At 67.5% G+C, this 12349-nt stretch carries 11 protein-coding genes; 4 read left to right on the forward strand and 7 right to left on the reverse strand.

The genetic code is table 11. The features are described from left to right. Positions 1-103: 103 nt before the first annotated feature. Positions 104-499, reverse strand: coding sequence for a hypothetical protein (locus D7T59_RS14455; protein WP_180852311.1), 396 nt, complete (start codon positions 497-499; stop codon positions 104-106). A gap of 138 nt (positions 500-637) precedes the next feature. Here D7T59_RS14455 and D7T59_RS14460 point away from each other — a divergent pair, with 138 nt between their 5' ends. The 3 genes from D7T59_RS14460 to D7T59_RS14470 all read left to right on the forward strand — a co-directional run bounded on the left by D7T59_RS14460 (position 638) and on the right by D7T59_RS14470 (position 3236). After that, positions 638-1666: a LacI family DNA-binding transcriptional regulator gene (locus tag D7T59_RS14460; RefSeq protein WP_180852310.1), complete on the forward strand. Its 1029-nt coding sequence runs from the start codon at positions 638-640 to the stop codon at positions 1664-1666. Between the two features lie 207 nt (positions 1667-1873). Continuing rightward, a complete protein-coding gene (locus D7T59_RS14465) occupies positions 1874-2332 on the forward strand; it encodes a GNAT family N-acetyltransferase (RefSeq protein WP_180852309.1) in 459 nt (152 codons plus the stop codon). Positions 2333-2834: 502 nt separating this feature from the next. After that, complete coding sequence (locus D7T59_RS14470; RefSeq protein ID WP_164137285.1) at positions 2835-3236, forward strand: hypothetical protein; 402 nt, start codon at positions 2835-2837, stop codon at positions 3234-3236. Positions 3237-3277: 41 nt separating this feature from the next. Here the strand turns inward: D7T59_RS14470 and D7T59_RS14475 are convergent, their stop codons facing one another. The 6 genes from D7T59_RS14475 to D7T59_RS14500 form a co-directional block, all read right to left on the reverse strand. Then, complete coding sequence (locus tag D7T59_RS14475; protein ID WP_180852308.1) at positions 3278-3580, reverse strand: hypothetical protein; 303 nt, start codon at positions 3578-3580, stop codon at positions 3278-3280. After that, on the reverse strand, positions 3577-4041 hold the full coding sequence (locus D7T59_RS14480) for a GNAT family N-acetyltransferase (protein WP_180852307.1): 465 nt from the start codon (positions 4039-4041) through the stop codon (positions 3577-3579). The genes D7T59_RS14475 and D7T59_RS14480 overlap by 4 nt, the downstream gene beginning before the upstream one ends. A gap of 79 nt (positions 4042-4120) precedes the next feature. Beyond that, positions 4121-4507 (reverse strand): SseB family protein, encoded by a 387-nt coding sequence (locus D7T59_RS14485; RefSeq protein WP_180852306.1) that lies wholly within the window; start codon positions 4505-4507, stop codon positions 4121-4123. Between the two features lie 122 nt (positions 4508-4629). Further along, positions 4630-6345: an alpha-amylase family glycosyl hydrolase gene (locus D7T59_RS14490; RefSeq protein ID WP_180852305.1), complete on the reverse strand. Its 1716-nt coding sequence runs from the start codon at positions 6343-6345 to the stop codon at positions 4630-4632. Further along, positions 6345-7832, reverse strand: a complete 1488-nt coding sequence (locus tag D7T59_RS14495; RefSeq protein ID WP_164137280.1) for an MFS transporter — start codon at positions 7830-7832, stop codon at positions 6345-6347. The genes D7T59_RS14490 and D7T59_RS14495 overlap by 1 nt, the downstream gene beginning before the upstream one ends. Then, the gene (locus tag D7T59_RS14500; protein WP_180852304.1) at positions 7829-10021 is read right to left on the reverse strand and encodes an MGH1-like glycoside hydrolase domain-containing protein; all 2193 of its coding nucleotides are present in this window, start codon (positions 10019-10021) and stop codon (positions 7829-7831) included. Before D7T59_RS14500 ends, D7T59_RS14495 begins: the two co-directional genes overlap by 4 nt. Before the next feature lie 237 nt (positions 10022-10258). Here D7T59_RS14500 and D7T59_RS14505 point away from each other — a divergent pair, with 237 nt between their 5' ends. Then, positions 10259-12310, forward strand: a complete 2052-nt coding sequence (locus D7T59_RS14505) for a glycoside hydrolase family 97 protein (RefSeq protein WP_180863253.1) — start codon at positions 10259-10261, stop codon at positions 12308-12310. Positions 12311-12349 lie beyond the last annotated feature (39 nt).

Here is a 12349-nt window from a genome sequence, read left to right on the forward strand (position 1 = left end):
GACCTCCCACGGTTGCGAATGGGGGATATCGGAACGAGGCATCTTACCATTCCCTTCGCCCCCGGCCCGTCGGGAATCCGGCCGATCCGGGTCGGAACCGGCCTCAACGAAGCAGGGGGCGATCCAGCAGCAGGCCGGTGACCCGCGTAACCTCCCCCACCGCCACCACCTTGGGCCCTTCATGGCAGTGGAAGCGCACGCCCGGCCGGATACGCTCCCGGTGCAGCCCCGCCCTCAGCACCTCATTGACCACGGTCAGGCCGGCCAAAAGGGACTCTCCCACCGGCAGCGGCAGCTCGGTCGCCCAGCTGTCGCCCTCAGCGTGCCGGAAGTCGGGCCAGATCATGAACAGCTCTGGCACCCCGGCGTCATCGGCGTAGGCGAAGTCCCAGCGGATACCGTTCCGGGCCGGGCTGCGTCGCCCGCCCTCCTCCGGCGCGAGGATACGGATCCGCGCCTCGAAATCATCCGGAACATCCGGGTACAGGCGAAAGGACACCGCTTGGCTCCATCAGGCTGTGGCACTGACCGTCGCACACCCGCGACCTTGACCACAAGCGGCGTTGGCCGGGACTGCCGGCAGCCACCGCATGGCATCATGCCCAGGCATCTTCCGCCTGCCCGCTTCCGCGTTCCCATGACGATCAAAGGCAAAGCCACCTCCCTGGACATCGCCCACCTGGCCGGGGTCTCCCAGCCGACCGTGTCGCGGGCCCTGCGCGGCAGCCCGATGGTCAATGCCGAGACCCGCGAGCGCATCCTGCGCATCGCCCGCGAGCTGAACTACAAGGTCGACAAGAACGCCTCCAGCCTGCGCCTGCGCAACGCCGGCACGCTGGCCCTGCTGTTCTTCGAAGACCCGACCAACGACGATTCGCTGATCAACCCGTTCTTCCACTCGATGCTGGGCTCGATCACCCGCGCCTGCGCCCTGCACGGGCAGGACCTGCTGGTCTCGTTCCAGCAGCTGTCCACCGACTGGCAGGCCGATTACGAGGACAGCAACAAGGCCGACGGCATCATCCTGCTCGGCTACGGCGACTACCACGAATCACGCGACCGCCTGCAACGGCTGGTCGAACAGGGCACGCATTTCGTGCGCTGGGGCGCCGCCCTGCCCGGCCAGCCCGGCGTCTCGATCGGCAGCGACAACTTCCAGGGCGGGCACGACATCACCACCCACCTGCTGCAGCAGGGCTGCCGCCGCATCGCCTTCCTCGGCCATGCTTCCAGCCACTATCCCGAATTCCAGGAGCGCTACCGCGGCCACGTCGCGGCCTTGCAGGAACATGGGCTGGCTGCGGAAGCGGCACTGCAGCACGATGCGATCACCACCGAGGCCTCCGGCCAGGAGGCCTGCCAGCTGCTGCTGGCGCATGGCGAACCGCTCGATGCGATCTGTGCGGCCAGCGACCTGATCGCCATCGGTGCGATCCGCGCCCTGCGCGAAGCCGGCCTGCGGGTGCCGCAGGACGTGGCGGTGACCGGTTTCGACGACATCCCGCTGGCGGCCTCGGTGTCCCCTGCGCTGACGACCGTACAGCAGGACACCAAGCAGGCCGGGCAGCTGTTGGTGGAGCGCCTGCTGGCGCTGATCGGCCGACAGCCGGTGGACAGCCAGAGCATCCCGGTGAAGCTGGTGGTGCGGGAATCGTCGCTGCGCTGAGGCCGCAGCGTCGGCTATGCTGCCCCCATCCGCCGGGCGCGCCCCGGCATCGCATGCCCCACCCGGGAGAAGGCCTTTGTCCTCCGTCAGCATCCACTTCCCGCACCGGTAACGGCGGCGAAAGGCATGCTGCGTCACGATCGACGCCCGCGCCCCTCCTCGTACCGGTCACGCCCGCTTCGGGCACTTCCACCTGTCGAGGTTCCCATGCTTTCACCTGCTTCCGCGCTTGATCTGCGCGCACTGTTGTCACGCCCCTGCTCCGCGGACGATGCCATCGCACCGCTGCCCGTACTGACGATGCTGGCCGACCTGGCCGAGCGCATCGAAGCGGTGTTCGCGCCCGCTGCCTGGCAGGTCGTGGATACCGGCCGGCCAGTCGGGCTGTTCTCATTGACCCGCCCGCCGGAGCAGGGCGTGCTGGATATCGGCTATGGCATCGCCCCGGCACATCAGGGGCGGGGCCTGGCGGGCCGTGCACTGGCCGAACTGGTGACCTGGGCGCGGCACGATGCGCGCGTGTGCTGTCTCACCGCTGAAACGGCTGCGGGCAATGCACGCTCGCAGGCAGTACTGCGCCGCAACGGCTTCATGGTCACCAGTCAGCGCATCGACGCCGAAGACGGCCCAGTGGTGTGCTGGCAGCTGCCGGTCAACAGCGACTGACGCAGCTGCGGGAGCGGGCGGTGGCCTCCACCGCCCCTCCCAACCCGCAACGGCAGGCGCTCCCCATGACCAACGGCGGATGCGCACGGAGGCCGATGCGCGGATGCGGCCGGCACCACCATCGACTGCGTGTATGGGAATGCCATGTGGTCGCGATGATCCATGGCTGAAGGTTCTGCTTCAGCTCACTCCCCCGACTGATCGCTGGCACCGTGCGCAGTCCATCTGTAGTGCCGAGCCATGCCCGGCCCCCTCTGCCTGAAGACACTCCCCTGACGCCTGTCCCAGCCACAACCGCATCAGCAACGATGCCTCCTGTCGCACTCCGGCTCGCGCGCCCGCTTCCCATCTCCTGACATCACGTTGATCCAGAATCCTTGCGCTTCGCGAGCAGACCGCTGATGCAAGGCGGATCGCCGCGCCCGCAATGTGGAGCTACGGAACAACCTCGAACACGAGGCGGGCCCACAGACATGATTCCTCATCCAAGGGGTTCCACTAGATGAAGAAGTGGCTTCTGCTGGGAACACATATCCTGATCGCCATGATCTCCTCCCTACTGGGAGGGCTCTACGTAATCCAGACGTTTCCCAGCCTGCGGCAGCAGTACAGCAATGAGCTTGCGATGTCGATCCACCTTCTTTTCGACGAACAGGGACAGCCAAGGGACGAGGCCGACCTTCGCCGCAGAATCTCTCTGAACATCGCCAACAGCCTGCACCTTTCCGCCAGATCACCGGGCAGGTCGGAGACAGAACTCGAGCGCCTGAGAGCCCTCAGCCGTCGGGTACTGCAGCAGGATCTGCTGAGATATGTCGAGCAGTCGGATGCGCGGCGCAATGCGCTTGACGGGGCCGTTCACCTGACACGCGACCTGCCAACACATGGCTCGCCCCCCGGTTAACGCCGGGACACGCCCGGCGGCTGGCTCCCTGCATGAGGGCGTCAGCCGCCGGGCGGCGCCGCGGCCTTCGGCCCCAGCAACGCCAGCAGCACATAGACCACGATCGAGGCGACGGTGCCCAGCGCCGCTGGCAACCCGAATGCCCACGCTGCACGGCCCTGCTGACGTGCCCACTGTGCCAGATGCCAGGCCGCGCCCAGGTTGATCAGCCAGGCAATGACGAACACCGGCCACTGCACCATGCCCACCGCGCGCAGCAGCGGCATGGACACCAGGGCCGCAACGATGGCCGCGATCAGGAAAATCAGTGCCGAGCGGGAATGACGTGCCGTGGATGCGCTCATGCGGCCAACCTGCGCACCATCACCAGCACGCGATAGCTGCGGTTGTCGGCTTCCTGCAGCGGCTTCCATCCCAGCCGCGCATACAGCCCACCGTCCAGGGCCTCGGTCTGCAGGTAGAGATCGTAAACCCCCATCCGCACCGCCTGCGCCGCTGCCTGCTCGACCAGTCCACTGGCCAGTCCGCGGCCCCGATGGCTGTCAGCCACGAACACGCTACCCAGCCAGTGCTCATACTGCGGGAATGCCTGCATCTCCCTGCGCTTGAGCTGCACGGCGCCGACCAACTGGCCTCCATCGAAGCCGGCGATCAGGTGCGGGAAACCTTCGGCATCCTGCGGCGGATTGAGCCGCTGCAGTTCCTGTTCCAGTGTCAGGCCGGCGTCCTGGCCCCATTCCGCGTGGTACCACTGGGCCAGCTGCAGGCGTTCCGGCGCGTCGGCGGCGAGCACTTTGAATTCCATGGCAAAGCCTCAGTTCCGTTGTTGACCAAGAGGATCACATACGACGCCCGAAGGAAAGCAGCCGAACATGGGCTCGGCTCTACACCTGCGCGAAGTCCTTGAGGATCTCGCCCACACCGCTGGGCGAGATCTCGAAGCCCAGCGAAGTACCCGGGTTGATCACCACGCCATAGCCACCCGGCACGCGACACAGCACGTCCAGCATCAGCCAGCGGATCTGGTGTTCGGCCTGCTGGCTGTAGATGCCCACCCGCGACGGATCGGTGAACACGGCCACGTGCAGGGTGCCCTGCTTGTCGAACAGCAGCGGGTCGAAGCCGCTGCCGTCGGGGGTGACCAGGCTGCCGGTCAGCAGCACCACCTCGGAGGCGACGAAGGCCTCCATGAAGGCGCGGATCGGCACGGCCCCGTCCATCGCCGCCTTCAGCAGGGTTTCAATCGGGGTCTGCGGGGCGAGGTCGGTCATGGCGGTACGGCAGGACGTGAGGGGGGCCTATTGTGCCGGATGCGGCCGAACCCGGTAGTGSCGGCCGCTGGCCGGCATCTGCAGGTGCCGTGGATTCAAGGGGTGCCGGCCAGCGGCCGGCACTACCGTCCCAGCCGCTGGTCCCGCGCCCGCTGGTCGGCCATCGCCTTGTCCAGCTCGGCCTGCAATGCCGGCTGCTGCACGGCGGCGTCCAGCACGTAGACCTTCACGCCGTGCGCGGGCACGTCGGCCTTCAGCGGACCGTTCACCTGCAACGAACCGCCGTCCAGCGCATCGCGCCAGCGGCCCGCCTGGACGTAACGCGACACAGTGAAGCTCTTTGCCCTGTCGCCCTTGTTCAGCAGCACCAGCGCGGTCTGGGCCACGTCATCGTGCTGCAGCACGCGGAAGATCACCGCTTCATCGCCCTGCAGGCGCTCGTTCACCTGAAGGCCACGCTGCAGCGCCGGGGTGGCCTCTCGCAGCCTGGCGATGCGCTGCAGCGGCGCGAAGATCGGGCTCTGCGGGGCCGCATCCACACGCGGCTGGCCGAAGTAGGCGCGGTTGCCGGCGTGCTCGGCGCGGCCGCGCATGAAGCCGGTTTCCGATCCGTAATAAACCACCGGAATGCCGCGCGCGGTGAACAGCCAGTTGTGCGCGTCGATGAAGCCGCTGTCGCTGGCCTGCAGGCGTGGCATGTCGTGGTTGTCGTAGAAGCTCATCAGCTCGTACGGGTTGGCGTACGGGCCGCCGGTCAGGTGCAGCGGCTCGGCCAGCGTTTCAAAGCTTTTTCCTGCCGTTCCGAACGTCTGTTCCAGCGCACCGCGCAACGGGAAATCGAGCACGCTCACGTTCGCATTGGCCGGCCAGGTGTGCTCCGCAATGCGCGCGGCATCGTAGTCGAACGCCTCGCCGAACATGAACATGCCCGGATGCTCGGCGCGGATGCGCTTGACGAAGGCGTGCCACCACGGGTGCGGCAGCCAGCCGATGGTGTCGATGCGCAGCGCGTCCACGCCCTGCGCGGCCCATTGCAGGTAGGCACCCACCAGGTAGTCCATCACCGCCGGATTGTCCTGGTTGAAGTCCGACAGCTCAGCCAGGTTGCCATCGAAGATCGAGCCATCCTTGCTGTCGACCGGACCGATGTTGTTGTAGAACGCGTGCAGCGGGTTGTGCTTCGGGTCCAGCTTCTGCGGCGGCAGATTCTGGTGGTCGGCAATCAGTTTCCCGTCCTTGTCGAAGATCTGGCCGAACTGCGGCTGCCGCGTCGGCATGGTCCAGGCCGGCGAGCCGTGGTTGCCGACGATGTCCAGCACCACCTTCAGGCCTGCGCCATGCAGGCCCTTGGTCAACCCCGCGAAGTCCAGGTCCTTGCTGGGCAGGTGCTCATCGAGCTTGTAGAAGTTGATGCCCCAGTAGCCGTGGTAGCCGGTCTTGCCGCGATCGGTCAGCGTACTGGTGCAGCTGATCGGCTTGCTGCCGGTGAACGCCTCGTCCGGGTTGTCGACGATGGGGGTAATCCACACCGCACCGAAGCCGAGGCTGCGGATGTACTGCGCATTGTCGAGCACGCCGCGGAAGTCGCCGCCGAGGTAGCCGATGTTGCCGTCCACCTTGTCCGGGCATGGCACCGGGATATCGAAGGTGCGATGCGTGCCGCCCTGGTCGCGGTGATCGTTGGACGGATCGCCGTTGACGAAGCGGTCGGTGACCACGAAGTACACCGCATCACTGGCGAACGGCTCGGTGGTGCCCACATAGTCCGGGCGCGGTGTGGCCACGGCCTGGCCAGCGAACAGGGCAAGGGAAACAGCTACAGCCAGCACAGCACGCATCACACCACCTCCGGACGGGACGGAACCCGCAGCACGCACAGGCCGGCCACGAACAGGCTGCAGCCGCCCAGCACCAGCACATGCATCGGCTGGCCACCCAGCCAGGCGCGCAGGGCAAAGCCGAGCGCGCTGGCCGCGACCAGCTGCGGGATCACGATGAAGAAATTGAAGATGCCCATGTACACGCCCATCTTCGACGCTGGCACGCTGTCGGACAGCAGTGCATACGGCAGCGACAGGATCGACGCCCAGGCAAAGCCGACGCCGACCATCGACAGCAGCAACCAGTGCGGGTCGCGGATGAACATCAGCGAGACCAGCCCCGCCCCGCCCAGCCACAGGTTGACCAGGTGACTCCAGCGCAGGCCAATGGCACGCACCATCGGTGGAATCAGTACCGCGGCCAGCGCAGCGAAGCCGTTGTAGGCGCCGAACAGTACGCCCACCCAGTTGGCGCCCTCGTTGTAGGCGGCCGTCTTCGGGTCGGCCGAACCGAAGTGGACACCGGCCACCGCTGCGGTGGTGTAGATCCACATGGCGAACAGCGCGAACCACGAGAAGAACTGCACCCAGGCCAGACGCCGCATCGTCACCGGCATCGCCCGCAGGTCGCCGACGATGGCGGCCAGCATATGCGTGCCAGGCAACGCGCGGGCCACGGCCAGCAGCAGGCCGTAGCCTGCACACAGCCCCGCCAGCACGTACAGCATCCTGTCACCCTGGCGCCAGGCGATCAGCAGGGCCAGCAGCACACCCAGTCCCAGCCACACCGCCACCTGCGTCCACGGTGCCGGCCCGCTGATCACGCGCGCGGCATGGTGCGCCGGTGGCTCGGCATCGTCGAATGCGGCCAGCTGCGCCGGCGAGTACTCGCGGGTGCTCACCACGGTCCAGGTGATCGCCGCCAGCAGCACCACCGCGCCGAAGTAGAACGCGTAACGCACGGTGTCCGGCACTTCACCGGCGGCAGCCGTATTGGCCACGCCGAAGTGGGCGAGAATGAACGGCAGGAAGCTGGCGACAATCGCGCCCACGCCGATGAAGAAGCTCTGCATCGCATAGCCGGTGGGGCGCTGGCGTGGCGCCAGCTGGTCACCGACGAAGGCACGGAACGGTTCCATCGATACGTTGATCGAAGCGTCCAGCACCCACAGCGTGCCGGCGGCGATCCACAGCGTCGGCGAGTTCGGCATCACCAGCAGGGCAAGCGTGGTCAGCACGGCACCGATCATGAAGAACGGACGGCGGCGGCCCCAGCGCGTCCAGGTGCGGTCGGACAGGTAGCCGATCACCGGCTGCACCAGCAGGCCGGTGAGCGGTGCGGCGATCCACAGCCCTGGGACCGCATCAATGTCCGCGCCCAGCGTCTCGAAGATGCGGCTGGCATTGGCGTTCTGCAGCGCGAAGCCGAACTGGATGCCAAGGAAGCCGAAACACATGTTCCAGATCTGCCAGAACGACAGCTGCGGTTTGGCGGGACGATTCATCGTGCGCCCTCTTCCATCGCCACCGGTGCCACCTTCAGCGCCTGCACCTGCGCCTGGTTGAGCACGCCGTCGCGCCCGCCCTTGCCACCGGTGTAGTGCGCGAAGTGTTCAAGCGCGCTCATGTTGAAGCCCTCTTCAAGCGTGACCGTACAGCGGCCCCTGCGCACCGCGAACGTCGCCGCCGTGGAGTCCTGTACGCCCACGCTGTGCGGCAAGGCAATCGTGTGCCGTTGCAGCGGCTGGCCGGGACACTGCAGCGCCAGCTGCTTCACCGCAGCGGTGACGCCGGTGTTGATCGGGCCGTTCGGGTTGGCGTACTGCAACCGCAGCCGCACGTACCCGGCGTTGGCCGAAGTGAACTGCCAGTGCTGCTCCCCCTTCAGCAGCTGCTGCGGTCCGACACAGACCGTCGGACTGTGCAGTGATTCCAGCGCGCCTTGGCGATAGGTCAGGCTCAGGCAGTGCTGCAGGCCATCGTCGCTGATGCGCGCCACGCCGTTGCTGGCGGCGACCGCCTTGCCGTCCTGCCACAACACGTGATGCGCGGCGACCTGGACGTCCCAGCCCGCGCCCTTGCGCAGGGCCTGCGGCGCCACCGGTGTGGCCGGCGCACGCGCGTTGGCATCCGCCGTCGTGGCGGTGAAACCAGTTGCTGCCGGTGCAGCGACCAGCTGCATCGTGGTGGTCGTGCCGCGCGTGGTGGTCCTGCCCGCCACCAGCAAGCCATCGCCCACGCTCTGCGGGCGCTCCAGCACGTAGCGCTTGCCAGCGACTTCCAGGCTGATGCTGCGCTGCGTGCCGAACAGCTCCGGCACCAGCACCGCCGGCAGCTTGGGCTGCACGCGGCCATCGTCCTGAATGCCGAATACGCCTTCGACCACCATCGACAGGTACCCCGCCACCGACCACAGCTGGCGTTCGGAGTTGACCACCGGGCCACTGAGTGCGCCGTCATCCACATGGACGGCCTGGGTGACCAGTTCGTAGTTTTCCATGTTGGAGCCGGCCAGCGCGGCACCCTGCATCAGCGAGCGGATCTCGGCGGCGATGCGCGGTGCATCATCCAGCTGCCGTGCCGCACGCAGCGAGTAGGCACTGACGAACGGCCAGATCGCGCGATTGTGGTAGATCGGTTGCTGCGCTTCCTGTGGCCAGACCACCGGGCTGCCGGCCGGCCCCATCGGGTACGCCGCCAGCGCACGCCGCGCGCGCTCGGGCGGCAGCACGTCGGCCAGGATGCCCAGCGACAGGCCGAGCAGATCGACCTTGGCGTACGGCACCGGGTGTGCGGCTTCACCGATGTAGCTCATGTACTGGCCAGTGTCCTCGCGCCAGAAGCGCGCATCGATCTGCTGCGCCAGCGCATCGGCCCACGCCTTGTAGTCGGCCACGCGGGTATCGCCGTGCCGGCCGGCCAGCCGTTCAGCCAGGCGCAGCGCCTGGTAGTGCAGCACATTGGTGGACAACGCATAGGAATCACCAATGAAGCGCACATCCTTGCCAGTCCAGTCAGGATAGGTCTGCTCGCGCCAGTCCAGGAACGAGGTCTCCCCCCGGTACAGGCCCATCTGCGCGTCGAACACCATCGCGCGATCCTGCGCCAGCGTGCCCTGCAGTGCCTGCCAGACCTGATCGGCAAACGCCGGATCATCCAGCAGGTGGCGCGCGGCCAGGAACCACACCACGCGGTCGCTGCTGATCGGCCAGCTGCCGCCGGAACCAGTGTCCTGCGCCACGAACAGGCCGGGCGTCTGACCATCGCGGGCCGCCGACAGCTTGAACTGCAGCGACTGACGGGTGCGCTGCGGGTCCAGCCGCGCCAACGCCAGATCGGCGGCGAAGCTGACATCACGGGTCCAGACATAGGGCCAGCGCTCGCCGGTCTGGAAACACTCGCACGGCACCGGCCGGCCTTCGTCGAACGCAGGGTCGCGGATCGCCTCCACGCGGTCCTGGTCCATGTCCTGCTGGGCCAGCGCAAACAGCGCATCGAACATCACGCTGCCGGTCTGGCTGCGCATCGGTGCGGCTGCGATCCGCACGGCCCCCTTCGGCGCATGCAGCACGAAGCTGCCGTTGGCTGCGGCTTCGGCACGCGCATGGCGGCCGTCGAATTGCAGGTCGGCCGCCTGCGCGGTCGATCCCAGCGCTGCCCCGAGGGCAGCGGTCAGGCAAATGATCTTCAGCATCGAAGCGGCGGACCGGCTTGCGCCCGTCGGCCTCCCTCCCTCTCTGCACGCGTTGTAGGTCCGTACCGTCGTTGCCGGCGGGCGGGCGCGGCGCCTCCCTCAAGGTGCCTTGGCCCCATGGTAGACGCGGGGCTGTCGGCTGCGTCCAGCTGCATACGTATTCATGGCGTTGCGCGGTAGCGCGCCGGCCGCGCTGGCTTATGGTCCGGGTCTGCCAACGGCGCCTTGGGAGGGGAAATGCCGATGTCACCCACTGCTGTACGCAGCGCGCTGGCGCACATGTTCGGCCTGGCGTTGCTGGGAATGGCGGCGCTGTCGCAGGCTGCGCCGCAGGTTGTCAGTGTCGAATCGCCGGGCAAAGTGCTCAGGGCCAGCCTGGTGCTGGACGGCGGTACCGCGCGCTACCGCGTCGAGCGTTTTGGCGGGACCGTGGTGGAGGATTCGAAGCTGGGCTTCGCCCTGCGCGACGGCCGGCTGGATCGTGATCTTGCGGTGATCGGCCAGCAGCAACGCAGCGTCGATGAAAGCTGGGAACAGCCCTGGGGCGAACGCCGGCTCACCCGCAACCACTTCAACGAGCTGACCGTGCAGCTGGCCGAAACCACCGGCAGCAAGCGCCGCCTGGACGTGGTGTTCCGCGTGTACGACGACGGCCTTGGCTTCCGCTACGTGTTCCCCGAGCAGCCCAACCTGCGCGAAGCGATCATCGATGACGAACTGACCGAGTTCGCCATCGCGCCGGAATCAACCGCCTGGTGGATTCCTGCCGGCGAGCCGATCCACTACGAATACCTGTACCAGCGCACGCCGCTGCGCGAAGTGCCGCTGGTGCATACGCCAATGACCCTGCGCAGCCGCGATGGGCTGCACGTGGCGATTCATGAGGCCGCGCTGGTGGACTACGCCGGCATGTGGCTGCGCCGCAGCGAAGGCCAGCGCCTGCGCGCGCAGCTGTCGCCTTCGGCCGAAGGCTGGAAGGTGCGCCGCGCCCTGCCCTTCGCCACACCGTGGCGCACGCTGCAGATTGCTGACCGCGCAGGTGGCCTGGTCGAATCGGACCTGATCCTCAACCTCAACGAGCCCAACGCGCTGGGCGACGTGAGCTGGGTGAAGCCAGCCAAGTACCTCGGGGTGTGGTGGTCGATGCACCTGGACAACGAGAGCTGGGCGACCGGGCCAAAGCATGCGGCCACCACCGCCAAGACGAAGAAGGTGATCGACTTCGCCGCTGCACACGGCTTCCGCGGCGTACTGGTGGAAGGCTGGAACCCCGGCTGGGACGGCATGTGGGTAGGCAACGGCTACGACTTCGACTTCACCCGCGCGACGCCCGATTTCGACATCGAAGCAGTGTCGGCGTATGGCCTGAAAAGGGGCGTGCACCTGATCGGCCACCACGAAACCGGCTGTGCCATCGAGCACTACGAGGACCAGCTGGGTGCCGCGCTGGACCTGTACGCACGGCTGGGCGTGGACCAGTTCAAGACCGGCTACGTCTGCGACGATGGCCAGGTCGACCGGCGTAATCCGGCTGGCGGCCCGCTCTGGCGCGAATGGCACGACGGGCAGTTCATGGCCCGCCACCAACTGAAGGTGGTGCAGGAGGCCGCGCGCCGGCACCTGTCGGTGAACCCGCATGAGCCGATCAAGGACACCGGCCTGCGCCGCACCTACCCCAACTGGATCGCGCGCGAAGGCGCGCGCGGCATGGAGTACAACGCCTGGGGCCAGCCGCCGAACCCGCCGGAGCACGAGGTCAACCTGGTGTTCACCCGCATGCTGGCCGGGCCGATGGATTACACCCCCGGCATCCTCAGCCTGAAGGGCCGCCACGGTCAGGCCATCCCCAGCACGCTGGCCCGCCAGCTTGCCCTGTACGTGGTGCTGTACAGCCCGATCCAGATGGCCGCCGACCTGCCCGAGCACTACCTGCAGCATCGCGAGGCGTTCCGCTTCATCGAAGACGTGGCGGTGGACTGGGAACAGAGCCGCGTGCTCGATGGCGAAGTGGGCGACTACGTGACGATCGTGCGCCGCGACCGCAACAGCCGCGACTGGTTCCTCGGCAGCATCACCGACGAACACGGACGTGTGCTGCCGGTGTCGCTGGGCTTCCTGGAGCCAGGCGTGCGCTACCGCGCCGAGATCTACCGCGATGGCCAAGGCGCTGATTTCCGCAGCAACCCGTTCGCGTTCGCCCGCGAAACCCACGAGGTGACCAGCGCCGATGCCCTGACGCTGGTGCTGGCGCCGGGCGGTGGGCAGGCCATTCGCTTCACGCCGCTTTGAATGCCCCGGTAGTGGCSGGGGGGGGGGGGGGGGGGCCCC

It is taken from the genome of Stenotrophomonas maltophilia (assembly GCF_013464915.1).
GTDB lineage: Bacteria > Pseudomonadota > Gammaproteobacteria > Xanthomonadales > Xanthomonadaceae > Stenotrophomonas > Stenotrophomonas maltophilia_AT.